Origin of the sequence: Streptomyces sp. NPDC055962 (assembly GCF_042270185.1) — a bacterium.
Lineage (GTDB): Bacteria > Actinomycetota > Actinomycetes > Streptomycetales > Streptomycetaceae > Streptomyces.
In genome coordinates, this window is record NZ_JBHJYN010000006.1 from 383,303 (window position 1) to 408,810 (window position 25,508).

The window sequence follows — 25,508 nt, forward strand, 5'->3', positions numbered from 1 at the left end:
GTCGCCGACGCGCCCGACGCTACTGAGGTGAGGGCGGCCGGGTCGTGGCGGCGGCCTCGCCCACGCGGGCCTCGACGCACTCCCGTTCGCCGTCGGCAGGCGTCGGCCGGAAGCAGGCCCGGACGGTGCTGCCGGGGCGTACCTCGGTCATCTCGGTATAGACGAAGGTCGCCGCGTCGTCCTTGTTCCTGATGCGCACGCCGTGAGTCGGGCCGTCTGCCGTGACGTCCACCCGGTCGCCGATCTCGGCCCCCCATACCCGGGCCCAGCTCGCACCGCACTTTCTGCTGTGACGCAGCTCCATGTGGGCACCGGTGGCCGTGCGGTACGAGGTGAGGGTGTCCGGGTCGATGCCGCAGATCAGGCGCATCGGGTCCCGGCCCTCGCAGGCGGCGCCATGGCACTGAGGGGCGAAGGAGAACGGCACGGGGGCCGGTACGGGCTGGGCCTCCTGAGCCTCCGAGTGCGGCAACAGGAGGAACAGCAGGATGGCAACACCACCGACGATCACTGTGTACGCAGACGCCAGCACCACCAGGAGCCTGCTCCCGCCAAGTCGCCGCCACCCGGTCCCGACAGGAGGTGGCGACTCCTGAGGATTCGGCTGCGTAGCCTCGTCCTTCGGATGGGCGGAGGCGAGAGTCACCGCGCGCCCCCTCCAGTGCGACTCGGCGATCTCCCAAAGGGCCAGCGGCCGTCCGTCCGGTTCGTTCGCGAGCCGGCACAACTCCCGCACGGCCTCGCGAGGAGGAAGGCTCTTGCCGTTGAGGTAACGCTCCCACGAAGACTTGCTGTGCAGCGTTCGCTCCGCCAGCGCCGCCAGGCTCAGCCCTGTACGAGCCCGCAACTCCCGCAGCTCCGCGACCAGCCGAGTGTCTTCCGTGGTCACTTGGGCGCCGCCTCCCGTAGAACCTGCCAGGTGGGCGGGTCGATGACTCCGTTCACGATCAGCCCGTTCTGCTTCTGCATGAGCTCGACCGCTCGCCGCGTCTTCGGACCGAAGATGCCGTCGATCTCCCCCGGCGCGGTGCCGGCCCGGCGCAGCAGGCACTGAGCCTCGGCCACTTCGAGCCCCACCTGGGTGTTGGACAGGAGGACGCCCGTGGTCGGGCTCAGGTTCGCGTGCCAGCGGCCGTCGCGCTGCTCCAGCCGACAGGTGTAGATGACCGGCACCAGGGACTCCGACACGGTGGCCGGGGCGGTCGCGACAACATCGCTGCGGTCGTGCGCGAGCCGGGCACGGGCCTCGGTGAGCCGCATGGCCAGCAGGAGTGCCGCAGAGACGGACAGCACCGTGACCACGGCTCCCACCGTGACCGCGGCGCGCAGGTGGCGCCCGTACGGCTGCTGCCTCGTGAGCGTGGGTCCCGGTGTCGCGGAGATGTCCTCGGGGGTGTCGGCGGTGCTGACCGTCTTTCCCTCGGCCCAGAGCTGGGCGGCGATCTCGTGCATGACCAACAGCCGGGCCGGATCGTCTCCGTCCAAGCGGGCCATCGCCTCCACGGCCTCCCGGGGCGGCAGAGACCGGCCGTTCAGATATCGCTGCCACGACTTCGTGCTGTACCCGGTCTGCGCGGCCAGTTGCCGCGTGCTCAGTTCGCTGTGGTCCTTCAGCCTGCGCAGTCGCACGATCAGCCGAATGACGTGTGGATGCAGTCCTGCGGGCAGTTCCTTCCAGCGCGACACGCTTCCCCCACTCGTGTTCGGGACCGCGAGCTCCGCCCTCCGTGTCCGGGCTCATTCTGCACTACCTGCCACGGCACCTGCCGCCACCCGCATCGTGCTGAACGGACTGTCCGTCTGTCGCCGCAGTCCCGCCGCAGGGGATTCGGTGGGCGGTATCTCAGCAGGTCGTCAGCGCGCGGGACGTCCCCGGACGAGGTCACTTCCGTGTCACGTGTGTCCGAAGCTCTCGCCGAACCCGCAGTGGGTCCTGCCCCGAGTACGCTCACTCCGGAGGCCACCATCTCGACGATGCACAAGAGGCCTACACCGTGCCGAACGATGCTGACCTCACGCAGCACCCGCATGCTGTCAAGGAATGGGCGCTCGACCCCGCCACTGCCAAGCGCCTCTGGACCGTCTCGACCGGCCTGCTTCGTCACAGGGGGGGGCGGCCGTCATGTACAGACGCCGCTGCGCGGGGATCCGCGCCTGGGCATGCACGGACGCCCACGCCTTACCCAGGTCACCGGACCTGCGGTGCGCCTCGTCCGTTTTGCCGATCACTGCAGGGTTCGCATTGCCTCCGAAGTGTGGGAACACGTCGCGTAAGTGTTGGCGATGTCAGCGCGGCAGTGTGGAGGATGGCGCCTTCCCGGGCGGTTGAGGTCTGACGACGGGCCTCCTGCCCGTACTCCATTCCAAAGACCGATGGTCGCCGGGGATGAGCGTACGGCGGACCGGGGAGGGGTGTCGGTGCCTGCTCGCAAGCTGGCGGGCGTGCCGAAGACGACTGATGCCTCTTCTCCCTACTCCACTGGTGGGGGCGGTGTCTGGATCATCACGACGAGGGCGACGACGGCCGAGAAGAGCACCATCACCAGGAGCCACAGCGCCCAGGTGGGGGAGGGCGAGACAGGCACGGGCGGCGTTGCGGTCGGGGCAGTCACGGGTTCTGTTCGGATGTTCCGACTCCCGGCTGGCGGCCGAGATATCTTCGACCGCGGTCTGGGCGACCTGTTTGTGGTCCGCACTGCCGGGCACGTGGCCGGTACGGAAGTGCTCGGCAGTGCCGAATTCGGTAGGTGGCTTTGTCGATGACAACGGACAGCAGAGGTTTACCATTTCGGGAGGCACCTGCCTCCAGCGCTGTTCGATATTCAGGACCTGGCAGCACAGCTCCGGAGCAGGGCAGTCGCAATGGGGTGTCAGCCCCTTCTGCCAGCATGCTGCCGTGACAGACACACGTGATCAGCGCCCCGCCGAAGCCACTCTCAACTCCCTGCGCTTCGCGTTTCCGCCGGAATGACGCGAGCCGGCGCTCGGACATGAAGCCGTCGCGGACTGGGAGCAGGAGAACGGGGTGGTTCTCCCGGAGCCGTACAAGACGTTCATCGCGGAGATCAGCAACGGCTCCAGCCTCGGTCCCGCCAGCGACGGCGGTCTTGTACCGCTCGGCTGGCTGCCCGACACATGGCCCGACCTCGGCCCGCGACAGCCAGGAGAATCATTCCCCCTGGAAGCAGCCTGGCCCTGGGAGGACGACGAGAGTGTTGATCCCGAGGACCCACGAATCGACGCCGCATTCAACAAGGGGTCCATCGTTCTCGGGTCCGAAGACGGACAGTCGTTCTGGCTCCTGCTGACCGCCGGCCCCCGCCGCGGCGAGGTGTGGATGATCGCCGACGTCGGCGCCGTCCCGGCACCCGGCGACCAGGCATGGGGCTTCGAGGAATGGGTGCTGCGCTGGCACACCGGCAACGACTGGTGGGACTGAATGCTCCGTACTGACTGGACGCACGTCACGAGCTGTTCGGATCCCGAGTGCCTCCCGAAGTGGTGAACATTCGCTGTTCGTACTCATGGACAAAGCCACCTACCGGCTGGCCGCGGGCAGTACACAGTTCGTCGCCGCCCGCGTCATCAATGCGGGCGGGTCCCTGTCGCGTTCTGAGCGTCCCGTCCCGGTCAAGGCCGCTCACCGGAAGGGGCGGGCCCGATGACGAGGTCCTGCTGCAAGAGCTCGCGCCGCTGGTGCTGCGGCCCTGCTGTTTCACGCGGAGGCGGGACTCGCGGCGGGACCGGGCGTCCACGACGTCCAGGGGCTGGATGGGGTATCCCCGGAAGCCTCAGCGAGTCAGCGCTTGGCGAGCTGACGGCAAGACCGAGCGCGTCCCTGTTGCCACTCTGCCGACTGTGGGGCCGCGCCCTGTGCGGCGACAAGCAAGCGCAGGGGTACGTGGACGCGTGGTCTGACTCGCAAGGGCGCAGTCCGGCGAGGCGATGAGTTCGGGTGAACCGGGTCCCTGACCCGTGACGGCGGGGGTGGCCAGGCGTGTTGAGCCGTCCAGGCGCCGATTGATCATTACTGCTGCCCTGGCCGCCGCCCTCGTCTTCGTGGCCATTGCCCCTGCGGTGTCCGCTCCGACAGCGGTGCGGGCTTACGTGGACAAGCGGGTCCGGGACTGTGCGGGGAGCGTCCTGGCTGCCGGCCGGGGGCCGTTGCCACTACTGGTACAGGTGCGGCTCGACAGCCGGGGGAGTGGGCTGGGTGTACGCCTTGCGGGAGGGTGTGCACTCCAGCAGCGCCCGTTGGCTGGTCAGGAAACCCGGCGGCACGTGGAAGACCGGCGGCGGCTGGAAGCGCGCGGGCCGGGTGGACGGCACGTTCGTGGAGACATCCTGGGGGCCGGGGACGGGCACACGGGCCCGGTGTACCCGCGCGGCACCCGGATCTGCGTGCAGTTCAAGGGCTTGTCCAGCAGGCGTGCGTCTTGCTGAAGTAGCGGGGGTGTCCGACTGGCACCCGATCCTCACCGGCCGGCCACACCCCTTGCGGACATGCGCGATGTCATTGCGGGTAGCCGCACGGATGTACGGGGGAGTGAGGTGAATCCAGTGAATTCTGTGACTGGAAACGGGAGCTGTGGCACACCGCTTGAGTACCTGATGCGCGCAGAGTATCCGCTGGAGGATGTGGACGGTTCCATCGCAACGGCCCGCCACCACGCTCTCGACTTCCTCGATGGAGCCCGGGCCGACCACGGCGTCCTCATCGCGGCGAGGGCGAGGGATCTCACGCAGTTGGTTGTGAGTGAGCTGGTCACCAATGTCCGAAAGTACGCCCCAGGACCGGCCTCGCTGGAGCTGTTCATCACGGTGGAGTGGATCGATGTCGTGGTGCGGGACAGCGAGGCCGCCTTTCCCCTGGGACGGACCGCGGATCCGAGTCGGATTGGCCAGCACGGTCTGGAGATCGTCATGGCCGTCACCACTCACTTGTTCATCAATCAGGACCCAGCGGGCAAACGCGTCACGGCTCGGATTACCTTGACCGACACCTCAGACGCGACAGCACCACCCACCGTCTGATCTGCCCCCCGGCCTTGGCACGGAACGTCGAACCAGTAGGCCCGACCGGGCGCTGCCTGGCCAGAACGGTTGCCGTCGTGCAAGCATGGTTGGACACGAGACCGGCTGGCACCCCGGGTGCCGGCCTTTGAGTTCTGGGCGTTGCCCCCCTCACGGGCATCCAGGTCCCACCATCGTCGGCCCGCCCCCTAGCGAGGGGTGTTTCGTCTTTGGGCTCACCACCCCCGGAAGGGGGCAGCCCACATGCACATCACCACCGCGCTCGACGGCACCACCGCGCGCATCACTCCGCACGGAGCGATCGATCACGACACCGCACCCGCACTGCGCGCGGCCCTCGCCGCACTCCCCATGAGTGTGACCCGGGTCGTGTGGGACTTGCACGGGGTTCCGTTCATGGACTCCGCCGCACTGCACCTGCTCACTGACCCGCAGCCTGCCGACGGCCCCTCTCGTCAGGTAGCGGTGACTGGCCTTGAGCCCCAGGCCGCAGTGCTCCTGCGTACGGCTGCCGGGCTCTTCCCTACTCTCGACATTGCGGACCTGCTTCCCGACGAGCCCGCGCGACGGGCGGCCTGACACCGGCCGGTATCGCGACGGGCGCACTCCTGGCCGCGTGATGCGCGCCTGGTTTCTCGCTGAACGCCCGCATGACGACGGTCTGCCCCGGGGATCGGGGCAGACCGTCGTCATGCGGGCAGGGCACGTCGCCCTCCCACATCCAGGGGCCTCATGGGCTTTCGGAGGTCGGCCTGGAGGGGGCGCGCCCCGCCGGGTCTGTAGGCGCTGTGTGGGGTGATCAGGTAGGCGCCGGCCAGGCGCTCGTGGTCGGTGAGGCCGGTGACGTCCAGCAGCTGCCCGTCCAGCGGTCCGCCGGTCAGCTCGACGTATTCGTGGTCGGCCAGAGTGGCGTAAGGGTCAGGGCTGTCGTGATCGGCCCCGTAGACCGTGGCCGTGTGTGCTCGGTCATCAGCTCAGGCTGCCAGACGTCCCTGAGCGCGCGCACCGGTTCCGGGGATCCGGTGGTGATGACTTGCGGGAGAGTGCCGCGTTGGGCAGGGTGTGCGAAAGATCTTGGTTGCTGCCCTGACCGTCACCATCCTTATCCCAGTTCAGTCCCGAAGGCGGCGCCAGGCCGTCACCCCGGAGCACCCGACCGCTTCGGCCGGGACATCGCGCCAGGCGACGCCGGTCCGCGGTACGTGCATCATCCTGGCGAGGGCCGACCGGTCAGGAACACGCAATCGCCCGGGGTGGCGGCGGCGCCGCTCAGGAGCGGGTGGAAGGAGCGGAGCCACGCGCTCCCACAGGTCATCCGGAACAAGATCAGAACGCACCCGGAAACCCTGCCCACCAAGATCGCTAGACGCGAGACCCGCGGTTCAACTCATTCTGAAAGATCAGTCAGCGCGGCGCCTGCCCCACGGCTCCGCCCGGCTGCGTGACCGACTACGCCGCCAGAACGAACCACGCCCCTCCCGGTCAGGTGCAGTCGGCCGCATCCTCCTTGACGTCGCACCACTGTTAGCGCTCCACCGTGCGGGCGGTTCCGCCAAGGCACCTGCTTATCGTTGACGGGATTCTGATCTCCACCCGTGATCACGCGGTAGCCAATCAGCCCAAGAATTGGTATTCGACCAACCATCAGGTCCTCAGCGACGCCGGTTCGCGTCTCGTCGTCTCCTTCGGCCGCCCTGGTCTTGTAAACCCGCAACGAATGCAATGCGTGGGAACTGCCCGACGCCAAGAACTCACAAGACCGGTGTTACGCCGTACACGCGGGACTCAGGTCATCGGATCCGGTCCCGGGTCTCGGCAGAAGTGTCGAACTGTGCGCGGTTGACGAGCATCCGGGTGGTGACGTCCCGCATCGTCGTTCGGGCAATGGCCGGCAGGCTGCTTTCACACCCGGAAGGCGGTGACGATCTGAGAGGGGTCGGTCACGCGTGGACGGCGGGGGGCCGGAACACTGAAAGTGTTCCGGCCCCCCGCCGTCCATACGGTGCCGAGTCAGGCGCGGCGGTGGCGCCCGTAGTACTCGCCAGTCGTGTGGTGGAAGTCCGCATCGCCGATGTGCTTGTCCTTGTCGAACTCGGGGGAGTTCTTGATCTGGTCCTTCGTGAGGTCGAGGTAGACCTTCTTGTCGTCGCTGTCGATCCGACTGACCGTACCTGCGGGAAGCAAAACGTGCTTTCCGAAGATCCATACGCCGGTGTCGACCACCAGGTACGACGAGGTGACGTCGTCGGAGTGCTTGTCGACCTTGCCGATGCTGCCGTCCGTCGCCTCGACCTTGTAGCCGATCAGGTCGGTTCCGGCGGTGTGGCCGACGCTCGGCTGGTAACCCCACAGGTTGTCACTCATGAAATACTCCTTCGTTCGCGTGAAAAGATCAATGGCCACTTGAATTTAACTTCGAGGTGCGCTCACGGCCTGTTTAGGTAGTCGCTGACAGCCTCGTGCCCTGCATCTGAGTACCTATGTCAGCTGAATGGATCGATTTCGAACCGATGAGCTGGAATTTGGCGCCCAGGGCGGTTTCTTTCATGGGTGCTTTCCGAGGTGGCCAGTTGCCGTGACTTTAGAAGAAGTGTTTGCGTCCACCGACCGCGCGGCCGGTCGCACCCAGGATCCACAGAATGGCGCCCACCAAAATGAGGATGCCGCCGATCGTCGTCAACAGGCCCATACCGACAAGCAGGCCGATGATCAGCAGAATCAATCCAAGAATGATCATTTCAATCCTCTATCTTCAATCCGACTCAGACGCGGGTGTGCGTGCAGCCTCACGACGGCCTGAGTTTGCTTTAGTTGGTAGGTCCCAACCAGCTCCGAGTTCCTGACCTCGGCGCGATAGCCCTTGTGCCCGTCGACACGTTGTCTACACACTCTCCTTGGAATCCGTTGAGCAGGCGGCTTGCGAACTAAGCCGAGGGCACCCGGATCCTCTACTGATAGGCCACCGCAGGCTCACGACCTGATCTGGTCCGAGGCTCTCCGCAGAGAAGGGGGCGAGCCGCCACGACCCGGACCAAGTCCGCACCGAAGCCGGTCCCCCTCACACGCGCCGTGCGCCGCAGTCCACGGCTTCGCCCGCAAGGACGGCGGACGACCTCACCGCACGGACGCGCGGCCGAGGCGGCCTGCTGCTCGTCCGGCCCACCAGGGGCAGCAGTGTCTGCGAGGAGAACTCGCCGTCGGATACGGCGGATGCCCATGGCACGTCAGCGGCGACCAGGGCCGTTGCCGTGCGAAGCCGTACGGGACCCTGGGCTCTCGCCCGTCGACGCGGGGCGGCCCCTGACGGCGAGATGCCCGAGGAATGTTCCGAAGCCGTGGGGTGCGCGTGGTGTCGTACGCCCTGAGGTCGTGACCGGGCAGGCATCGGTACGCAGGATGCGTGTCCCGGCGGGCAGGGCGTCGACGAGCGCGCGGTCCTCGCCGTGCGGCACTGCGGGAAATCCGCCGGCCCGCAGGTAGATGTCTCCCCGGATGCCGAGGTTGGCTCCGTGGATGTGGGGGTGGCTCCAGTCGGGGCCGGTGCGGTCAAAGAAGTAGTGGGCATCGTGCAGGGCCCGCACGGACTCCGCGAGGGGAGGATCGGCAGAGATGCGGACGGTGCCCAGCACGCAGTGCCATCCCCGGTTGGCGCAGTCCAACTGGTGGGCGAGCCAGGAGGGACGCACCACGCAGTCGGCGTCCGTCGTCACGACCCACGTGGCCTCAGGACGGACCCCGCAGGAGCGTAGCCCTTTGGCAACGGCTGCGGCCCGCGCCGCTCCTGCCATCCGGTGCCCGACCTGTACGACGTCCGCGCCCCAGCGTTCGGCGTCGAGGGAGGTGGTGTCGGTGCATGAGTCGGCCGCTACCACCAGCCGGACGGTCAGCGCCCCCGCGTTCCGCGACTCCAGCAGAGCGCGCCGGAGCGAGCGCAGCGCGGCCGGCAGGGTGGCCGCCTCGTTGTGAGCGGGTACGGCGACGACGAGCGCCTCCACGGTGTTCCTCATACCAGGCCCTCGGTCTCCGCGACGGACCGGGGCAGTGAGCCGTCTGGCAGCGGCCGCGTGAAGGTGTGCAGGACGAAGTCGGGGTCGTGGAAGCCCGGCCCCGCCACGAGCCCCGCCTCCGCATGGAGCAGCGGTGTGAGCGCGGAGCCGGTGTGGCGGTGTTCGGGCACGGGGTGGTCCCAGTGCACGGTCACCAGCGTGCCACCGGGCTCCAGCGACTCCGCTGTCCTGCGCATGGCACGCGCCAGTTGTGCGTCGTCGAAGTAGTAGAGCAGTTCGGAGAGGACCACCAGGTCGAAGGTCCCTGACGGCCACGCCTCGGGAATGGTCATGTGCTGGACCTCGACGTGGGGCAGGTCGCGGTTGCGTTCTGCCGCTGCGGCCACGGCGCGGGGCACGCGGTCGGTGGCCAGGACGCGGTCGCAGCGATCCGCCAGGAGACGGGTCAGGACGCCTACCGAGCAACCGGGCTCGAAGGCTCTGCGGTAGCGCGGTCGAGGAAGCGCGGCCAAGGTGAGCGCGTACTTCCGCTGCTCGTACCAGCGGCCCGCCAGATTCCAGGGGTCGGCGGTGTCGGCGTACATCCGCGTGAAGTACGAGTCGGAGGTGGAGGTGTTCAACGTGAGCCCGTTTCTACGATCACGGTCTCGAAGGACCGCTGGTGATGCGCAAGTTCCTCCGGCGGAAGGATCACGGTGGGATCGTCGGCCAGCGGGGCGATCTGAGTCCGGAAGCAGCGCAGGGCCGACGTCTTGAGTGCCAGCTCGGCCGGTGCGAGGGGCAGCCTGCGACAGAGGTGCCAAGGCACCCGGGGACTGCCGGGCACCGCCCAGTGCCACATCCACACGGGGTACTGCCACAGGGCGATCGCGTCGGCGCGGGCGGCAGCGTGGCCTGCTCTGCCGACCGCTTCGTGATCGGCGTGCAGATCACCGCTCCACGGCGTCACGCACAGCGTTGCTCCGCTCGTGCGCAGCAGCTCCCCGACCCACTGGGTCACGGCCGTCTCGTGGATTGCGACCTCGGTGTCCGGCAGGCCGAGCCGGTGACGGCGGCGCCTGTCCACGCCCAGGAGGTCCAGGGCCTCGGACAACTCCTCCCGGCGTCTGCGCGCCAGCGCCGGGGGCGGCATCAAACGGCTTGCCGGGTGCGACGCCTCTCCGTCGGTCACGGTGACGACGTGGACCTCGCGACCCGACGAGGCCAGACGCGCCGCCGTTCCGCCGAATCCGAGGACCTCGTCGTCGGGGTGGGCAGCCAGAACGACCACAGGCCCGTCGGGCAACGGCGCTTCGGGCCAACGGTGCCACCCCTCCCACGCGCTCCAGACGTCCTCGCTCGTGCCCTCTGAGTCGATGGCCTCCGCGGCCTTCTCGCGGACCGTACGCGACTGGCCAGTGAGGGGGCCAGAAGAGCCGTTCACCGGTCCCACTGGGCAGCCTCCGCTCCTCCAGCCGCAGAGAGCAGCAGGGTGCCCAGGTAAGCGAGATCGCGCTCGGCGTGGTGCTGACGGATGTACACGGTGAGATCGGCGACGCGTTGCGCGTGTTCCGGGTCGTGACACAGCGGCCCGGCGCCCAGGGCCCGGCCGACCTCGTCGAGGACGCGCGCGCATACGTCGGCCACCACCGCCCGTACGCGCGCCGTCCGTACGACCGCGCGCTCTCCGCCGTCCAGCGGGGCGGCGTCGATGGCGTCGGCCGCCGCGACCAGCGCGCACATGGCGCTGTGAAGAGCCGCGTCGACGGCGCCCAGGTGTGCGGCCGTCAACTGATCCGGTTCTCGGCGACGCGCGGCCTCCATCAGCGCGTCGGCCACGCCCCGAGCACCACCGAGCCAGCACGCGGCGACTCCTACGCCGCCGTGCAAGAAGCCCGGGCGGCGCAGATAGGCGTCCACCTCGCCCACCGGCAGGGCAGGCACCCCGGTGAAACGCGCGTCGGGTGAGTCACTTCCGGCCGTGCCCACGGCCGGCCAGGTCCCGGTGACCGGTGTGTACCTCGCCGTAGCGGGCACCAAGCGCCACGCCGGGGGGCTGAGCCGCCCACACACCCCAGCGTTCACCGGGGCAAGGCGCCGGCGCTTCCAGCTCCTTCAGGATCGCTACGGCGTCTGCGTGTCCCTCCGCCAGACGCGCCAAGGACAGGTCCGTGCGACCGAGGTCGTGCAGTGTCCGAAAGCGCTGCAGCGTCGCCCCGGAGCCCGGCAGTGGCAGAGCGTCGGCGGCGCCGCCGCTTACCCAGCGACTGAATCGTTCGGCCGAGTCCTGGGGTGTGCCGCGGTCCTGCGTCGTCGATGCAGTGGGAGCTGTCATGGATACCAGCTTTACCTCGCAGACGCCTTCATGCCCGTCGGAGGGCTCCGTCCTCCCTTGACACCCTGGACTCGATCCTGTCCGAGAGCTGTCCCGCCGCTGGCCAGCGCCACCACGGTGCGAATGCCCCGACGGCGGAGGCGCTGTGGCCGTTCCCCGGCGCACTGACGGACAGACCCTGACCGTCGAGGCGCAAGATTTGCTGCCTGTTCTGGAGGCGCGGCGAAGATATTGCCGCTGACCCAGGAGCTCGACGCCTTGCAGTCGGCACTACTTGCCGGTCTGAGCGACGGCTGCGCGCATCAGCGCGGCCATCGATCGGCCGGCCACCCTGAGAGGTTCAGGCGAACGGGCCGAGCGGCTGAGCATGAAAGCGCCCTCCAGCATCATGACCATCGAGTACGCGAGGGACCGTGCCGTCTCCGGTTCGGCCACCCAGCGGCTGAACCAGCTCGTCGCCAAGCCGATCCATTCCTCGAAGACCTCCTCCGTCGCGGTCCGCAGCTCCTCATTGCTGCTCGCGACCTCCAGAGCTACCGTCCCGATCGGGCACGCGTCGGCATAGTCAGCCGCTGCAAGGTCGTCCGCCGCGGCCCCGAAGGCGTGCACGAGGGATTCCACCGGCTCCGGCGCACTGTCGAGGAGGCCCATGACCACGCGGCCGTACTCGGCCCCGGCCGCACGGATCACGTGCCCGGCAAGCTGCTGCTTGCCGCCGGGGAAGAAGTGGTAGATGGAACCGAACGGCGCGTCCGCCTCTGTCGCGATCCGCTTCAGGCCGGTGGCCGCATAACCGTGCCGGCGGAACAGCACCGTGGCGGCGCCCTGGATCCTGGCTCGCGTGTCCGACTGCCCCATTGCCTTCCACCCCTTTCCCGTCCAAGATAGCAGTAGAACGATCTATCAAACAGAGGGTTGAGGATGCCACGTATCGAGTTGTCGTCCGGACCGATCGACTATCAGGACACCGGCGGCGAAGGGCCTGTGCTGGTGTTCGGCCACGGTGCGCCGATGAACGAGACCCAGTGGCGCAAAGTGGTGCCCCTGCTGCACGGATACCGCTGCGTCCTGCCCACGCTGCCTCTGGGCGGTCACCGTCAACCCATGAACCTGGATGCCGACCTCTCCCAGCGAGGTGTCGCCCGGCTCCTGGGCGAGTTCATCGAGAGGCTCGGCCTGGACCACGTGACGCTCGTACTCAATGACTGGGGTGGCGGCCAGTTCCTGGTCTCGGAAGGGCAGGACCAGCGCATCGCACGCCTGGCACTGGTGGCCTGCGAAGCCTTCGACAACTTCCCTCCTGGGCCGGCCAAGACCCTTGCGCATGTGTGCAGAGTTCCCGGCGGCGTCTGGCTCCTGACGAGGCTCATGCGCCTGCCCGCCGTCCGCCATGCCCGGGGCGGTTACGGCGGGATGAGCCTGCGAGGCATCCCCGACGACATCATGGACGACTGGTTTGCTCCCGCCACCCGCAGCAGGGCCATCCGCAGGGACTTCGCCAAGTTCGCCACCGGAGCGCCCGGACGTAAGACCTTGCTTGCCTGGAGCGACCGGCTTCGCAACTTCGACCGCCCGGTACTGGTCGTCTGGGCGACAGAGGACCGGTTGATGCCGCGTGAGCACGGCCCCCGGCTGGCCGAGCTTTTCTCACAGAGCCAGCTGGTCGAGATCGCCGACTCCTCCACCCTGATCCCCGAGGACCAGCCCGAACAACTCGTCCGTGCACTCACCGACTTCCTCAGTCGAACCGGAGCAAAACCGGTCGGTGGCACCTGCTGAGCACGGCTGGCGGACGCAGGGCCCGGCAACCAGCACTCTCCCCATCCACCGCTGGCGTACGTCCTGATCCGTCCTGTTGCTCCCTCACGAGCTGTTGTGGCTCGCGTTGTTGTGTCTCATGGAATTTTCGCTCCGAACGGTGCCGGAGAGGCTTCTGCAGTGAGTCTGCATGCATGAATGGAACTCGTCGAAAACCTCCATGCCCTGGCCCCCTTGCTCAAATCCCTCGACGAGCGGGAGTACGCCATCGTGCAGATGCGCTTCGGCCAGGAGATGACCCAAGCCCAGATCGGCGAGCACCTGGGCCTCTCCCAGATGCACGTCTCACGCCTCATCACCCGCACCCTGACGAAACTGCGGGCCGGCCTCCTTGCCCAGGACTGACATGCGTCCTCGTTCGACCCGACGCTTACAGCAAGGCAGGTGGCACGCTGAGACCGGCTGGTGGAACTGCAGGCTGGGGTCTGCTCGCTGAGGCCAACAGCGCCCAACGTAGCGAATGCCGACCTGCAGGTCTCTGAGCCGGCGTGGTGCGCCGCGTTCGCTGCCCTTCGTCATGAGCGCTCCAGGCTCGTGTGCAACAGCTAGTGTCTGGCGCTGTGGGATACACCTTGGAAGAGTTGATCGAGAAGCAACGTGCGGTGGATGAGGCCCACGGTCATGTAAATGAGCTGCGAAGACGGTTCGGTTCACCTTCGGCCGAGTCCTTGACCCCAGCGCAGGCCGTGGCTCAGGAGACAGCGTGGCGGGCTTGGCGCGATCTGCAACGCGAAATGCAGAAGGCTGTCGCCCAGTACGCGAAAGAATCCGGTAGGCCTCGCCCCGACGTGGAGCACGGCGTGCGAACGGGAGCCGGCCCCACGCCCGACACCCAGAGCTAGGTGATCCCCGCAGCGAGTGGGCCTGGCGACCATGGTGGAGTAGAGGCGCCGGCGCCTGCGTGCTGGACGCACATATCCGCCATCTGCGCGTCACCGTCCCCAGAGACGCGGTGGCACACATCCACAGCGACCTCGCCGGCTCAGCGCTGCACATGATGGAACGCAATATGGGAGCCCTGATCACCTCAGCGGACGGTGTCGCCTTTTGACCGTGGTCGTGAGCACACAACCCACATGGGGCCGCACGGTTCGGTCGAAGACAAGGGCTGTTCCGCAGCTCTGGCCACGATGCAGACGGAACCGGAGCAGAGGGGGAGGTTCGGCCGAGTGGATCTTGCGATGGCCGGACCGGCTCGCAGCCCTCAGGCCTGCGCGCTGTCCGGTTCGAGCTGCCGGATGCGCCCGTCGAGTTCGCGCTGGTAGAAGTCGATGAAGCCATCGGGGTCGGGGCCCGCGTTCTGCATGACCAGCCGGTCGAATCCCGCGTCGACGTAGCTCTGGGCGACCTCGACGTAGCGCTCGGGGTCCGCTCCGCAGGCGAACTTCTCCAGAACGTCCTCCTCGCGCACGGTGGTGGTCGCTGCCTCGAAGTTGACCGGATTGGGCAGTTCGCTCATCACCTTCCAACCAGTCAGCGCCCATCGCGACGTCTCGAGAGCGGCGCGCGCGGCAGTGTGCGCGTCGGGCGCCCAGGCCATCGGCACCTCGCCGTAGCACGGGCCCGTTCCACCGGCGTCACGGTAGTGCTGGACGATGCTCGGCTTGGCTTCCGTCGCGAACAGGCCGTCGCCCAGTTCAGCGGCGATGCGCGTCGACATGGGGCCGCTGGCGGCCACCGCGATCAGAGGCAGCTCGTCGGGCAGGTCGAAGACCCGGGCGTCCTGCACCTGCAGATGCTTGCCCTGGTAGGACCGGTAACCCCCGCCCCACAGCAGCCGGATGATCTCCAGCGCCTCCGTGAGCATTTCGTGCCGGGGCTGGACCACGTCGGGAAATCCAGGACCGACGACGTGTTCGTTCAGCCGCTCTCCCGAGCCGACACCCAGGACGAAGCGGCCGTCCGAGAGGAGGGCGAGCGTCGCGGCCGCCTGAGCGATGATGGCGGGGTGGTAGCGCACGGTGGGGCAGGTGACCCCGGTTGCCAGACCGATGCGCGATGTCTTCGCCGCGATGCTTCCCAGCACCGTCCAGGCGAAGGGCGAGTGACCCTGGTTGTCCAGCCAGGGGTGGTAGTGGTCGCTGATCTCCACGAAGTCGAATCCCGCCTCCTCGGCGAGCACGGCCTGCCTGACCAGTTCTGACGGGCCGAACGCCTCCGCCGCCAGCTTGTATCCCACCTGCATGTGATCCTCTTTTCGTGCGTGTCGTAGCCATTTCGTCCGCACAGGGGTACCCCCTCATATCGCTACATAACGACCAAGGGGTGAAACGGCGAGCCACGGGACCAGACGCCAACGCCTTGGAAGCGGCAGGCCGAGGGACGGCTCCGGCACAGGCCTGCTGCGCAGAGCGCCCGGATGAGTCCCGGGCCACCTGTGCCCGACGCGAGGTCCGAGACCCGTCCGTCAGGCGGGGCCCGGACCGAAAAGGCTGTCGCCGAGCCCGTCGAGCAGACCGGCGACGTCCCTGTAGACCGCTTCCGCTCCCGCCCGCTCCAGGTCGGCACGCGGGATACCGCCCGAGAGCAGGCCCACCGCACGCACCCCCGCGCGGGACGCCGCTTCCATGTCCCACACCGTGTCACCCACGAACACCGCCTGCCCCGGGCCCACACCCGCCAGCCGGCAGGCCAGCTCCACCGGCTCCGGGGACGGCTTGCCCCGGTCGACGTCGTCCGAACTGGCCGTGGCCCGGATCGCGTCATCCGCGTCCACCGCCCGCCGCAGCGCCGCCAGCTCCGCCCCGCTCGCCGAGGTGGCCAGGACCACCCGCCAGCCCTGCCGGTCCAGGGTGCGCAGCAGATCACCCGCGCCCCGGAAGGCCGGGAGGCGGTCGAAGTACGTCGCGTAGAGCACCGTGTGCGCGGAGCTGATGGCCGCATCCTGCCCTGGGTCACGGTCGGGTCCCAGCAGCCGCTCGATCAGATCCCCGGAGCCGAGGCCCACCGCCCGGTGGATGTCCGGCATCGGCACGGTGTGCCCCGCCTGCCGAAAAGCCTCCCACCAGGACACCACGTGAAGGTGATTCGTATCGGTGAGAGTGCCGTCAACATCGAAGATCGCCGCTCTTGCCATGCTCTCCCGCTTTCCCTGGCCGTCAGACCTTGTGTCTCTGGACCCGCCCCGCCGGTGCGGCGGATCCGGGTGGTGAATACCGCCGCCGTGTCCCTCGGCGCACATGTGCTGGGCTTTTGCAGGCGGCCGACGCCGGCGCTCCTGTGAGCGTCAGCGTCCAAGGGCCTTACGGAGCTGTTCCTTGTTCATAGAGGACCGCCCGTCGATGTCCTTCTTCCTCGCCTCCGCGTAGAGCTGGTCCCGCGTCGGGCCCTGTGCACCCTTGTGGGAGCGTTCGCCACCACGTTCATAGGCGGACTTCGTGTCCTGGGTCGACGTGCTGCTCGCCGTTCTCGACTCGCCGGACCGGGCGCGTTGCTTGTTGACGGTCCTGGCCGCGATCTCCTTCGCGCGACCCTCCGAGGCGCCCCGCTCCTCCTGGCCCTCTTTGATGTGCTCGTACTGCCGCTCGCGCTTCTTACTGGATCCAGCAGGCATGACGTACTCCTCGCTCCCTTGGGTGGGCGTCGGGCCCGAGATTGCCCCGGACGCGGGAACGCCCACCGCCTTTCCCGTATGCATCCCACTAAACGACGCACAACGCACAGTCGCCCCCGGAGCGGATTATGTGAGCAAGGCGCGGTGCTGAATGAGGCGCGACCTGCGTTGGCACATGACGCCGCCCGGCCCAGCCCCCGCCTGCCAAGGTAGGACAAGGAGGGCCGCGGCCTGGAATCTCCCCGCTTGATGCGCACCGATCCCCTCCGCGCGCTGGACCGGCTGCCAACTGGCCAGCCCGGGCAGCTGGTCGAAGTCGCTCCAGGACCCCGATTAGCTGACGGAGGTACGAGGATGCAGAACACGAGACTGTCAGTGAGTGCTAAGGAAAAGGGCAGCCAAGCGGGAAGCAAATGGTCAGCGCGCTTCCCTGAAGCCCACCTCAGTCATGCCATTGGTTTGTCCGCCGCGATCTGGCCGGTATCGGGCCGCTCGTCGCGCGGGTCGGCCAGGTTGGGCATCTTGAGTTCGGGGAGGAGCTCCGCAGCCGTGCGCAGGAGCTCTGTGGCCTGGGATTTAAGGCCCGTCACCGCCATCCGACGCGAAGGGGCGTCCACAGGTGGCGGATCGGTGATCAGATGCAGAGCGGCGGAGTCCATGAACGGAACATCGTGCAGGTCCCAAGCGACCCGGGTCACGCTCACTGGAAGTGCGGCAAGCATCATGCGCAGTGCGGGTGCGGTGTCGTGATCGAATGCCCCGTGCGGAGTGATGCGTGCGGTGGTGCCGTCGATCCTGGTCGTGATGTTCATGCGGGCTGCCCCCTTCCGGGGTGGTGAGCCCAAAGACGAAGCCCTCTCGCAAGAGGCGACCGACGATGGCGAGGGCTGGGTGCCCGTGAGGGGGGAACGCCCAGAACCCAAAGGCCGGCACTTGCGTGCCAGCCGGTCTCGCGTCCGACTCATGCTTGCACGGCGACAACAAAGCCGGCCAGTCGTTCCCCGGTCGCGACCAGTGAGCGGAAGGGCCGGGAGTGGCGACGCGGTCAGGCCGCGGCCACCGGCTCCCTGGTGAGGTACTGGACCAGGTCGTAGGGGACCACCTGCGGACCGCGGGATGCTCATCCCCGCCGACGGCATCATTGGCACGCTTCGCGTGTCTGTGCACCACGTCGACACCGACTGAACGGGCACCCAACGGCAAAAAGATCCAACACTACGTCTTCCCCCGTCGGGCGCAATGCCGCGCACATGGTGTATCGGCTGCCTCGTGCAGCTGGAGTCTGGCAGCCGTCACCAGCAGACTCCGGCATGTGAGGGCAGGCGCAGGGCAGAAGGCGTGAGATCCGCTCGGGTAGCGGCGGACTGTAGGCACAATCACGCTGAATGAGGTGGGCGCGCGCCTGGCGAGACGGACAAAGACCTGCACCTGTTCGTACCTCACGGAGGCTCCAGATGACGACCGCTGCCGCACGGCCCGCCGACCTCGGGAAGCTATGGACGCTGCCCGGGGTCTATGCTCCCCAGGCCGACACCCACCTGCTTGCCCAGGCGCTCCAGGCCGAAGGGATAACGGCGGGTACGGACGTCCTCGATGTCTGCACAGGAAGCGGCGCACTCGCCGTACTGGCCGCGCGCATGGGCGCCCAGGTGACGGCGACCGACATCTCCCGGCGGGCAGTGATCTCGGCCAGGTTCAACGCCGCCCGTGCCGGCCAACGCGTCCGAGTGCTGCAAGGCGATCTCACGGGCCCGATCGCCGAAGAGCGCTTCCACCTCGTGGTGAGCAACCCGCCCTACGTCCCCACACCTCTCGCGCACCACTCGCGCAAGCACAGATCCTCCGTGGCCTGGGACGCCGGACACAGTGGACGGCAGGCCCTGGACCGCATCTGCGCCCATGCCCGCGACGTGCTTCACCCGCATGGCGTACTCCTCATCGTTCACTCCGCACTCTGCGGCGCCGACGAAACGCTCAGACGGCTGGACACCACCGGTATGCGCAGCTCCGTGGCACACCGGGCCCGTGTGCCCTTCGGACCCGTCATCACCGGACGGCTGTCATGGCTACGTGCTCAGGGCCTGCTCCACCCCGGCGAGGACACAGAAGAACTGGTGGTCATCCGTGCCGAACGAAGCTGATCGCGCCAGGCGTGTGACCGTCGACGGCAACGGTCCGATCCTCATCGAAGGGCCGGTGGAGATCATGCAGGAGGACGGCACGGTGTCCACCTCCGACCGGTTCGTCGTCGCCGTCTGCACCTGCCGCCGCAGCCGCATGTATCCGTGGTGCGATACCAGCCATCGCCGCCGCGCAAAGTCCTCTGGACCTGCTCGCCGCGAAGACCAAGACCGGCATTCCGGCAACCCGAAGGAAACGTACGACAGTGACGACCACTGACCACCCCATCATCACGCCTCCAGCCCTGCCAGCGCCCAGAGGGCCCCTCTCAGCAGGACTGTTGGCTGCCCTGCCCTCGCCTCAACAGGACGCGCCCGATGCGAGGGACGTAGCAACTGCCGACCCCTACGGAGAGGACCTGCAGCTTGCCCTCTACGTGCTGTACGAGTTGCACTACCGCGGCTTCGCCGGCGTCGCCGAGGACCGCGAATGGGACCCTGCCCTCATGCCCCTGCGCAGGGCACTCGAAATGCGATTCCTTGATGCTATGCGCGCCGACGTCCCTGGGGGCCGCTCGAGCGACGAGGCGTTCACGGAGCTGCTGGTGGAGTCCACCGACCACACAAACAGCGTGGCTCACCATCTCGAGCACGAGGGGCAGCTGTGGCAGATCCGCGAATACGCCGCCCTGCGCTCGCTCTATCACCTCAAAGAGGCAGACCCCCACGCCTGGATCATCCCGCGACTGCGCGGGCGGGCCAAAGCGGGCATGGTCGCCATCGCATACGACGAATTCGGCGCAGGACGCGCCGAGAACATCCACGCGCACCTCTTTGCTCAACTCATGGCAGACCTGAACCTCGACACACGCTACGGCCACTACGTGGATGCGGCCCCGGCACCCGCACTCGCCGTCGTCAACATGATGACGTTGTTCGGTTTGCAACGAGCACTGCGTGGAGCGCTCGTCGGCCACTTCGCCTGCGTGGAGATCACCTCCTCGCCGGGCTCGCGCCGGCTCGCCGCAGCGATGCGCCGCACCGGAGCCGGACCCGCAGCCGAGCACTTCTACACGGAGCACGTCGAGGCAGACGCCGTACACGAACAAGTCGTACGACGTGAAGTGATCGGCGGACTACTCGAAGAGGAACCACACCTCGATACGGAAGTCGCCTTCGGAGCCGACGCCACCGAGCACCTGGAAAGCCGACTCGCCTCCCACCTGCTCAAAAGCTGGCGAGCCGGACAGTCGGCGCTGCTACAGACGTAGCAGCATGCGCCACCGGCCCTCTACACCTGCCATGCGTGCGAAGCCGCCGGCACTGGCAGATGTACAGAACCCGGCCCAGCCCCCGTGGGTGGAGCGAATCGGTGTCCCTCGACCCTGGCTGCGCCTGCCCAGAGCGCGATGCCCTCTGCAAGACCGTGTACGGACCTTCAGGCCGCAGCCGGGATCCCACGGACCCCGCCAGTGACGCCGCGTGAAAGTCGTGCAGAAGCAAAGGACACAGGGCACTGCTGTGAATGGCCTCCCTGCCCTCGATTCGTACGAGGGCACCTGAGCCCTGGGCGATCTCGGCGACCGATCTGATGTGGATGCTTTCAAGAACAAGGCACTGCTGGGGTAGGGCATAGGCCATTTATCCTCAGCGGCGTGGAGCCAGGTCCGTGAGCAGCTGCCGCGTCTCCAGCGACAGCGCCCCTTCCACGGGGGCGGCCGGGCCCTGCTGGTGATGGAAGTTGTCGGCGAGAGTGCGATGCGCAGCCCATGCCTTCTCGAATGCCTGCTCGCGGCAGCGTCTTTCGGCGGAGGCGCCCGGCTGTTCTGCCTCCTCGGCACAGATGCAGGCCGCCTGTTCCAGCACAGCTGCCAGCGCGACTAGGAAGCAGGAAGGTGGCGCCGCGAGGTCTGTGTCCTCGTCATCGATTCCGTTCAAGGTACGTGCGATGGTCAGGATGCGGGTGCAGATCCGGCTCCACCGAATGTCTTCCGCGAAGGGTGGGGGCGGGGGGCCCGTCCGCCGCAACCGTCCGCCCGGGTTCCAGCGCGCTCCTTCCGTTGCCCAGTTCCTGGCATCGGTGACGCTTTGGAGGGACAGCATGAGACGGGACGCCTCGGCGTGCCAGTCCTCTGCCCGGTGCAACGCGTCGTCCTCCCGCAGACCGTCCGCCATGGTGTCGAGCAGGTCCGCGGAGTCCCGCGCGAGACCGCGCAGACGGTCACGGACGCTGCGCAGATGCACGGGCGGCAGAACCAGGGCGTTGACCGAGATGCCCACGATCGCGCCGATCAGAGTTTCCAGCAGCCGATGGCCCACGGTCCAGGTGCTGGATGATCCGTAGGTGATCACGAAAAGGGCCGTGGTTGCCCCGAGGATTCCCTGACTACCGAACCGGCGGTAGTTCCCGAGCAGCGTCATGAACGGCAGGGTGAGCAGCATGGCGGCCATGGTCTGGTCCCGCGTGACGGTCATAGCGGCCGACGCCCACACGGTGCCGACGGCGATCACGGCGAACTGCTGTGCGCCCGTGCGCAGGGATTGGTAGACGGTTCCACTGACCAGGGCGACTGCCGTCCAGGGGGCCAAAAGGGCCATCGGGGCTTCGAGCCACCATCCGGTCAGAGCCCAGGCGACGATCGCCGACGCCGCTGCTTTCAGGGACTGCACAAGAGTGTCGCGTTCAGGCCCGGACTCCTCGAACGCGTTATGGACGGACCGCCGGACCCCGGCCCACTCCCGCCCGGCCCACCACCCGACAGCCAGCCGACGCACGTTCCATGCCAACCTGTTCACCCTTCGTCGCACGGCCCGCCCATGCCGACACCATCCGCTGATCCTCTGGCTTCGTGCCCCCGCGCGGAGTGGATATGTGCCACTCTCCATCAGCCCGAACTCGAATAACACCGGCCCACTACCCGGACCAGGTGGGGCTGATCTCCCGGAGGACGCCATGGTGGCCCTGTCTGAGCCGGACATCGAACCGTGCGCAGTGTGCCAAGACCCGGGATCCGGAGCTGAGGCTGCCAGCTGCGCATCCGCGTACGCGTGAGCCCCGCCCGCCCCGCCTCCCCGTCGGGGGGCAACTGCTCGGCATCCGGTAGCAGGCCACGGCGCAGGAATTCGCTGACGTCCTGGTGCTCTTAGAACTCCTAACGGAATGCATCTTTTTTGGTCCGCACGGTGAGGCAGGGCGGAGCACGAAGAATGGTCGCTGCGCTGCCCGCGTGATCTCATACAACGACCTGACGCCGGCCGAGCGTGCGCTGTGGGACGCGTTCCCTGAGGGGCGCCGCGTGGATCTGCGTGTGGGGACGCCGGAGGACGACCGCGTCTCCAGAGGGGGAGAGTGGGATGCCGAACGTACGGTCCGGGCAGCCGTGATCCTGGCGCTCGTACTGGGCGCGAATACTGTGCAGCCGGGCGCCGTTGCATGCCTCAAACTCGCCGGGGCGCGGATAGCCGGGCACCTCAGCCTGGCCGGTGCGCAGATCGAACATGCCCTGTGGATCGAGGAGTGCTGGTTCGAGGCGGCGGTGGACCTGCTCGGAGCATCGGCCCAGAACATCGTGATGACGGGCTGCAGAGTGCCGGGCATCGAGGCCGATTCGGCACACATCGAGGGCAACCTCGACTGCGGCGCTCCGTCGTGGAGAGCTTGGCTTCCTCGCCCTTCAATAACATCAGCACCGCACTGTCACTCAGTGACGCCAAGGTTGCCGGCGGCATGCTCCTGAACGGAGCTCACCTCAGTGCGCCCGGAGGATTGGCCATGGCCGCCGGTGGTCTGGTCATGGGAGGAGGTATCTACTGCAACCGCGGTTTCGTCGCGCGAGGAGAAATACGGCTGGTCGGAGCACAGCTGCCGCGCGGTCTGTTCATGCGGGGCTCACACCTGCACGACCCAGGACCGCACGGAGTGGCGCTCGCCCTGAATAACGCCGTGGTCTCACGGCTCGACTTCTCCGACGGATTCACCGCGAACGGGACCGTCAAGCTGAGGAGTACCCAGATCTCGGATCGCGTGGGATTCGAAGGAGGAACCCTGAACGGGTCGCCCGACGGTAATGCGCCGGCCTTGCTCTGCCGACTCATGCAGGCCGTCGATGTCGATCTCACCCTGGCCCGGCCACCGACCGGTGCGGTGGATCTGCGCGGGGCGCAGGTGTCTTACCTCTACGACAGCGGGCGGAGCTGGCCGGCCGTGGTGCAGTTGGAGGGCTTCGTCTATGGCTCCCTCAAGAAGGTGGAGTCCGGTGAGCGGCGCGACTCCGTGAACTACCGCTTGGCCTGGATTCGACGCAGCCCGGGCTACAGCCCGCAACCGTACGAGCAATTGGCTAGTTGGTACCGGACGATCGGCCACGACGACGACGCCCGCCGGATCCTCCTGGCAAACAGCGGCACCGGCGCCGCGCCATGCCTTGGCCCGCGCGTATCTGGGGTCACCTGCTCGATCCGACCGTCGGCTACGGCTACCGTCCTTGGCTGGCCGGGATCTGGTTCCTTGCGCTGACCTTGCTGGGCACCCTCGCCTTCCGTACACAGTCTCCGACGCCGGTGAAACAGGGCGAAGGCGCTCCGTTCCAGCCCCTCGTCCATGCCCTCGACCTCCTGATTCCCATTGGTGGTCTGGGTCAGCGCACTGCTTGGTACTGGACGGCCCCCGGCCCTCAATGGTTGGCCTATGCGCTGCTTGCATCGGGCTGGGTGCTGACGACCGCCATCGTCGCGGGTGTCAGCCGCAGCCTGCAGAAGGACTAGCTAGTGGCAGATAGCTGGCCCACTGCATCGGTCGCCAGTGCGCGCAGTCGTCGCCAGCAGATGAGTGCGCATCCGCGGATGAGGAAGGCTTCGTGGATGTCGTCGCGGATCTCCCAGCGGATCCGCAGGCGGCGGACCAGTGCAGGTGGGCGAATGCGCGCTCCACTACCCAGCGCTGGGTGCCCACTCCCGAGCCGTGCTCGGTGCCGGGCCGGGCGATCACCGGCTTCACGCCAAGGTCCCAGACCAGGCGGCGGTACTTGTAGTGGTCGTAGCCGCGGTCACCCAGCACCACATCCGGGCGGCGCCGGGGGCGGCCACGCTTGCCCCGCACGGACGGCACGGCCTGGAGGAGTGGGATCAGCTGGCTGACGTCGTCCACTCTCTGGCTTGCTCGGCTCGGTTCCTGCGGCCTACAGGCCCCGGCTTTCCGGGCTCGTCACTGCCGGCTACGTCCCCACCAATCGAGCGACCAACGGTGTGGTGCGCTTCCCGGCCTCCCTTGTACAACGACGCGCTGGCCCGACCGCGTGGTGCGACGTGCTGCGTCCCAGGCCCCGGGCAGGCGGTTCTGCGAGAGGGCCGTTTGGCGCGCATGGTGGAGGGGGGAGCTTGGTTCCCCCGCCTCCGGGCTGCACCGGCCGGGTGGCGCCTCCTGCCGGAAGGCCGTGAGCTGCGTGAAAGCGCTCGTGTACCAGGGACCTCGGGATGTCGCGGTTGTCGATGTCCCTGATGCCAGGATCGAACGTCCCACGGACGTGATCGTCAAAGTCACCTCGACCAACATCTGCGGGTCCGACCTTCACATGTACGAAGGCCGGACCACGATGGAGACCGGCCGGACCCTCGGTCACGAGAACCTCGGAGAAGTCGTCGAGGTCGGTGACGGGGTGGACCGGGTGAAAGCCGGCGACCGTGTCTGCCTTCCGTTCAACGTCGGCTGCGGATTCTGCGCCAACTGCGAGCGGGGCTTCACCGGCTTCTGCCTCTCGGTGGACTCCGACACTCCTGGCGGGGCCTACGGTTTCGCCGCCATGGGTACGTACGCCGGCGGCCAGGCCGAATACCTGCGCGTCCCCTGGGCGGACTTCAACTGTCTGGTCCTGCCGGAGGATGCCGCGGAGAAGGAGAACGACTACGTCATGCTCGCGGACATCTTCCCCACGGGCTACCACGCCACCGAACTGGCAGCGGTCTCACCGGGAGAGTCTGTGGTCGTCTACGGAGGGGGGCCGGTAGGGCTGATGGCCGCGTACTCCGCGTACCTGCGCGGGGCGAGCCAGGTCCTGGTCGTCGACCGCCAGAGCGACCGGTTGCGACTGGCAGAGGAAGCCGGCGCCACCGCGGTCGACGATTCGCAGGGCGACCATGTCGAGCGGATCCTCGACCTCACCGACGGAGGCGCCGACAAGGGATGCGAGTGTGTCGGCTACCAGGCCCACGATCCGCAGGGCGTGGAACGCCCCGAAGCGACCATGAACGACCTCGTCGCCTCGGTGAAGGCCACCGGCGCCATCGGCGTCGTCGGGGTCTTCCTCCCGCAGGACGACGGCGCCCCCACCCAGCTGACCCAGGAGGGCAAGCTGCCCTTCGACTTCGGTCAGTTCTGGTTCAAGGGACAGCGGATCGGCACCGGTCAGGCCAACGTGAAGGCGTACAACCGCCGACTCGGTAACCTCATCCACCACGGCAGGGCGGCGCCGTCCTTCATCGTCTCGCACGAACTGCCCCTGGCCGAGGCCGCCGATGCCTATCGCCACTTCGACGACCGCGATGCCGGGTGGACCAAGGTCGTGCTCAAGCCCTGACCATGCGCAGCCCACCGCCCGTGCAGTCGACTTGCGGGCAGTGCCGCCAGGCGGTCTCACTGACCGGGCTTGAGCGGTGCTGAGCGTTCG

Annotated in this window: 24 protein-coding genes and 8 pseudogenes; 15 read left to right on the forward strand and 17 right to left on the reverse strand. The window is 67.8% G+C overall.

The genetic code is table 11. The features are described 5' to 3' along the window. Positions 1-19 precede the first annotated feature (19 nt). A complete protein-coding gene (locus ACFC51_RS20275) occupies positions 20-889 on the reverse strand; it encodes a DUF2690 domain-containing protein (RefSeq protein WP_376375119.1) in 870 nt (289 codons plus the stop codon). After that, on the reverse strand, positions 886-1,686 hold the full coding sequence (locus ACFC51_RS20280; RefSeq protein ID WP_376529987.1) for a peptidoglycan-binding protein: 801 nt from the start codon (positions 1,684-1,686) through the stop codon (positions 886-888). Before ACFC51_RS20280 ends, ACFC51_RS20275 begins: the two co-directional genes overlap by 4 nt. A gap of 251 nt (positions 1,687-1,937) precedes the next feature. On the opposite strand from ACFC51_RS20280, the pseudogene ACFC51_RS20285 reads away from it, so the two are divergent. The 3 pseudogenes from ACFC51_RS20285 to ACFC51_RS20295 form a co-directional block, all read left to right on the forward strand. Then, a pseudogene (locus tag ACFC51_RS20285) lies at positions 1,938-2,102 on the forward strand (oxidoreductase); the annotation flags it as partial. Positions 2,103-2,593: 491 nt separating this feature from the next. Beyond that, positions 2,594-2,745: pseudogene (locus tag ACFC51_RS20290) on the forward strand (carbonic anhydrase); the annotation flags it as partial. Positions 2,746-3,004: 259 nt separating this feature from the next. After that, positions 3,005-3,439, forward strand: a pseudogene (locus ACFC51_RS20295) (SMI1/KNR4 family protein); the annotation flags it as partial. Positions 3,440-4,170: 731 nt separating this feature from the next. On the opposite strand, the gene ACFC51_RS20300 reads toward ACFC51_RS20295, so the two are convergent. Continuing rightward, positions 4,171-4,329 carry a hypothetical protein gene (locus ACFC51_RS20300; protein ID WP_376529989.1) on the reverse strand — a complete coding sequence of 53 codons (159 nt, stop codon included), beginning with the start codon at positions 4,327-4,329 and terminating at the stop codon, positions 4,171-4,173. Positions 4,330-4,503: 174 nt separating this feature from the next. Between ACFC51_RS20300 and ACFC51_RS20305 the strand changes: the two genes are divergently transcribed. Continuing rightward, positions 4,504-5,034 (forward strand): ATP-binding protein, encoded by a 531-nt coding sequence (locus ACFC51_RS20305; protein ID WP_376529991.1) that lies wholly within the window; start codon positions 4,504-4,506, stop codon positions 5,032-5,034. Between the two features lie 243 nt (positions 5,035-5,277). Beyond that, positions 5,278-5,613 (forward strand): STAS domain-containing protein, encoded by a 336-nt coding sequence (locus ACFC51_RS20310; protein ID WP_376375110.1) that lies wholly within the window; start codon positions 5,278-5,280, stop codon positions 5,611-5,613. 536 nt (positions 5,614-6,149) lie between these two features. Here ACFC51_RS20310 and ACFC51_RS20315 read toward each other — a convergent pair. The 8 genes and pseudogenes from ACFC51_RS20315 to ACFC51_RS20350 all read right to left on the reverse strand — a co-directional run. Then, a pseudogene (locus ACFC51_RS20315) lies at positions 6,150-6,371 on the reverse strand (transposase); the annotation flags it as partial. A 673-nt stretch (positions 6,372-7,044) separates the two neighbouring features. Continuing rightward, complete coding sequence (locus ACFC51_RS20320) at positions 7,045-7,398, reverse strand: PRC-barrel domain-containing protein (RefSeq protein ID WP_376376712.1); 354 nt, start codon at positions 7,396-7,398, stop codon at positions 7,045-7,047. Positions 7,399-7,615: 217 nt separating this feature from the next. Next, entirely contained in the window at positions 7,616-7,771 is a 156-nt protein-coding gene (locus ACFC51_RS20325; RefSeq protein WP_010059700.1) for a hypothetical protein, read from the reverse strand. Positions 7,772-8,258: 487 nt separating this feature from the next. Next, entirely contained in the window at positions 8,259-9,041 is a 783-nt protein-coding gene (locus tag ACFC51_RS20330) for a glycosyltransferase (protein ID WP_376529993.1), read from the reverse strand. Further along, a complete protein-coding gene (locus ACFC51_RS20335; protein ID WP_376529995.1) occupies positions 9,038-9,661 on the reverse strand; it encodes a class I SAM-dependent DNA methyltransferase in 624 nt (207 codons plus the stop codon). Before ACFC51_RS20335 ends, ACFC51_RS20330 begins: the two co-directional genes overlap by 4 nt. Then, complete coding sequence (locus ACFC51_RS20340; protein WP_376529997.1) at positions 9,658-10,464, reverse strand: PIG-L deacetylase family protein; 807 nt, start codon at positions 10,462-10,464, stop codon at positions 9,658-9,660. The genes ACFC51_RS20335 and ACFC51_RS20340 overlap by 4 nt, the downstream gene beginning before the upstream one ends. Beyond that, a pseudogene (locus ACFC51_RS20345) lies at positions 10,461-11,355 on the reverse strand (acyl-CoA dehydrogenase). Before ACFC51_RS20345 ends, ACFC51_RS20340 begins: the two are co-directional and overlap by 4 nt. 270 nt (positions 11,356-11,625) lie before the next feature. Then, a complete protein-coding gene (locus tag ACFC51_RS20350; protein WP_376376706.1) occupies positions 11,626-12,213 on the reverse strand; it encodes a TetR/AcrR family transcriptional regulator in 588 nt (195 codons plus the stop codon). A 63-nt stretch (positions 12,214-12,276) separates the two neighbouring features. On the opposite strand from ACFC51_RS20350, the gene ACFC51_RS20355 reads away from it, so the two are divergent. From ACFC51_RS20355 to ACFC51_RS20365, 3 genes and pseudogenes are all read left to right on the forward strand, one after another. After that, complete coding sequence (locus ACFC51_RS20355; protein WP_376376704.1) at positions 12,277-13,134, forward strand: alpha/beta fold hydrolase; 858 nt, start codon at positions 12,277-12,279, stop codon at positions 13,132-13,134. A 177-nt stretch (positions 13,135-13,311) separates the two neighbouring features. Continuing rightward, positions 13,312-13,518, forward strand: a pseudogene (locus ACFC51_RS20360) (sigma-70 family RNA polymerase sigma factor); the annotation flags it as partial. A gap of 559 nt (positions 13,519-14,077) precedes the next feature. Then, a pseudogene (locus ACFC51_RS20365) lies at positions 14,078-14,224 on the forward strand (cysteine hydrolase); the annotation flags it as partial. Between the two features lie 153 nt (positions 14,225-14,377). Here the strand turns inward: ACFC51_RS20365 and ACFC51_RS20370 are convergent. The 4 genes from ACFC51_RS20370 to ACFC51_RS20385 all read right to left on the reverse strand — a co-directional run bounded on the left by ACFC51_RS20370 (position 14,378) and on the right by ACFC51_RS20385 (position 17,538). Beyond that, entirely contained in the window at positions 14,378-15,358 is a 981-nt protein-coding gene (locus ACFC51_RS20370; RefSeq protein WP_376376702.1) for a TIGR03557 family F420-dependent LLM class oxidoreductase, read from the reverse strand. A 222-nt stretch (positions 15,359-15,580) separates the two neighbouring features. Continuing rightward, on the reverse strand, positions 15,581-16,249 hold the full coding sequence (locus ACFC51_RS20375) for an HAD family hydrolase (RefSeq protein ID WP_376376700.1): 669 nt from the start codon (positions 16,247-16,249) through the stop codon (positions 15,581-15,583). Positions 16,250-16,399: 150 nt separating this feature from the next. Beyond that, positions 16,400-16,726: a plasmid stabilization protein gene (locus tag ACFC51_RS20380; RefSeq protein WP_376376698.1), complete on the reverse strand. Its 327-nt coding sequence runs from the start codon at positions 16,724-16,726 to the stop codon at positions 16,400-16,402. 446 nt (positions 16,727-17,172) lie between these two features. Further along, positions 17,173-17,538, reverse strand: coding sequence for an STAS domain-containing protein (locus ACFC51_RS20385; RefSeq protein WP_376529999.1), 366 nt, complete (start codon positions 17,536-17,538; stop codon positions 17,173-17,175). Positions 17,539-18,180: 642 nt separating this feature from the next. Here ACFC51_RS20385 and ACFC51_RS20390 point away from each other — a divergent pair. From ACFC51_RS20390 to ACFC51_RS20400, 3 genes are read left to right on the forward strand one after another with little or no spacing between them, the layout of a single operon-like run. Continuing rightward, positions 18,181-18,867 carry a HemK2/MTQ2 family protein methyltransferase gene (locus tag ACFC51_RS20390; protein WP_376530001.1) on the forward strand — a complete coding sequence of 229 codons (687 nt, stop codon included), beginning with the start codon at positions 18,181-18,183 and terminating at the stop codon, positions 18,865-18,867. Then, entirely contained in the window at positions 18,851-19,126 is a 276-nt protein-coding gene (locus tag ACFC51_RS20395) for a CDGSH iron-sulfur domain-containing protein (RefSeq protein WP_376376693.1), read from the forward strand. The genes ACFC51_RS20390 and ACFC51_RS20395 overlap by 17 nt, the downstream gene beginning before the upstream one ends. After that, positions 19,113-20,117, forward strand: coding sequence for an iron-containing redox enzyme family protein (locus ACFC51_RS20400; RefSeq protein WP_376376691.1), 1,005 nt, complete (start codon positions 19,113-19,115; stop codon positions 20,115-20,117). The genes ACFC51_RS20395 and ACFC51_RS20400 overlap by 14 nt, the downstream gene beginning before the upstream one ends. 376 nt (positions 20,118-20,493) lie before the next feature. Here the strand turns inward: ACFC51_RS20400 and ACFC51_RS20405 are convergent, their stop codons facing one another. Then, positions 20,494-21,633 (reverse strand): FUSC family protein, encoded by a 1,140-nt coding sequence (locus tag ACFC51_RS20405; RefSeq protein ID WP_376376689.1) that lies wholly within the window; start codon positions 21,631-21,633, stop codon positions 20,494-20,496. Between the two features lie 440 nt (positions 21,634-22,073). Here ACFC51_RS20405 and ACFC51_RS20410 point away from each other — a divergent pair, with 440 nt between their 5' ends. From ACFC51_RS20410 to ACFC51_RS20420, 3 genes are read left to right on the forward strand one after another with little or no spacing between them, the layout of a single operon-like run. Next, positions 22,074-22,583, forward strand: coding sequence for a hypothetical protein (locus ACFC51_RS20410; protein WP_376376687.1), 510 nt, complete (start codon positions 22,074-22,076; stop codon positions 22,581-22,583). A 35-nt stretch (positions 22,584-22,618) separates the two neighbouring features. Beyond that, positions 22,619-23,362, forward strand: a complete 744-nt coding sequence (locus tag ACFC51_RS20415) for a hypothetical protein (protein WP_376376685.1) — start codon at positions 22,619-22,621, stop codon at positions 23,360-23,362. A gap of 2 nt (positions 23,363-23,364) precedes the next feature. Continuing rightward, entirely contained in the window at positions 23,365-23,610 is a 246-nt protein-coding gene (locus ACFC51_RS20420) for a hypothetical protein (protein WP_376530003.1), read from the forward strand. Here ACFC51_RS20420 and ACFC51_RS20425 read toward each other — a convergent pair. Next, positions 23,607-23,989, reverse strand: a pseudogene (locus ACFC51_RS20425) (transposase); the annotation flags it as partial. The gene ACFC51_RS20420 and the pseudogene ACFC51_RS20425 sit on opposite strands and share 4 nt — an antisense overlap. A 298-nt stretch (positions 23,990-24,287) precedes the next feature. On the opposite strand from ACFC51_RS20425, the gene ACFC51_RS20430 reads away from it, so the two are divergent. Further along, entirely contained in the window at positions 24,288-25,418 is a 1,131-nt protein-coding gene (locus ACFC51_RS20430) for a glutathione-independent formaldehyde dehydrogenase (RefSeq protein ID WP_376376681.1), read from the forward strand. Positions 25,419-25,508 lie beyond the last annotated feature (90 nt).

Coding starts and splice junctions, on each gene's coding strand:
- ACFC51_RS20305 (WP_376529991.1), top strand. CDS start 4,504: ATGCGCGATGTCATTGCGGGTAGCCGCACGGATGTACGGGGGAGTGAG.
- ACFC51_RS20310 (WP_376375110.1), top strand. CDS start 5,278: ATGCACATCACCACCGCGCTCGACGGCACCACCGCGCGCATCACTCCG.
- ACFC51_RS20320 (WP_376376712.1), bottom strand. CDS start 7,398: ATGAGTGACAACCTGTGGGGTTACCAGCCGAGCGTCGGCCACACCGCC.
- ACFC51_RS20325 (WP_010059700.1), bottom strand. CDS start 7,771: ATGATCATTCTTGGATTGATTCTGCTGATCATCGGCCTGCTTGTCGGT.
- ACFC51_RS20330 (WP_376529993.1), bottom strand. CDS start 9,041: ATGAGGAACACCGTGGAGGCGCTCGTCGTCGCCGTACCCGCTCACAAC.
- ACFC51_RS20350 (WP_376376706.1), bottom strand. CDS start 12,213: ATGGGGCAGTCGGACACGCGAGCCAGGATCCAGGGCGCCGCCACGGTG.
- ACFC51_RS20355 (WP_376376704.1), top strand. CDS start 12,277: ATGCCACGTATCGAGTTGTCGTCCGGACCGATCGACTATCAGGACACC.
- ACFC51_RS20370 (WP_376376702.1), bottom strand. CDS start 15,358: ATGCAGGTGGGATACAAGCTGGCGGCGGAGGCGTTCGGCCCGTCAGAA.
- ACFC51_RS20375 (WP_376376700.1), bottom strand. CDS start 16,249: ATGGCAAGAGCGGCGATCTTCGATGTTGACGGCACTCTCACCGATACG.
- ACFC51_RS20380 (WP_376376698.1), bottom strand. CDS start 16,726: ATGCCTGCTGGATCCAGTAAGAAGCGCGAGCGGCAGTACGAGCACATC.
- ACFC51_RS20385 (WP_376529999.1), bottom strand. CDS start 17,538: ATGAACATCACGACCAGGATCGACGGCACCACCGCACGCATCACTCCG.
- ACFC51_RS20390 (WP_376530001.1), top strand. CDS start 18,181: ATGACGACCGCTGCCGCACGGCCCGCCGACCTCGGGAAGCTATGGACG.
- ACFC51_RS20415 (WP_376376685.1), top strand. CDS start 22,619: ATGGCCGCCGGTGGTCTGGTCATGGGAGGAGGTATCTACTGCAACCGC.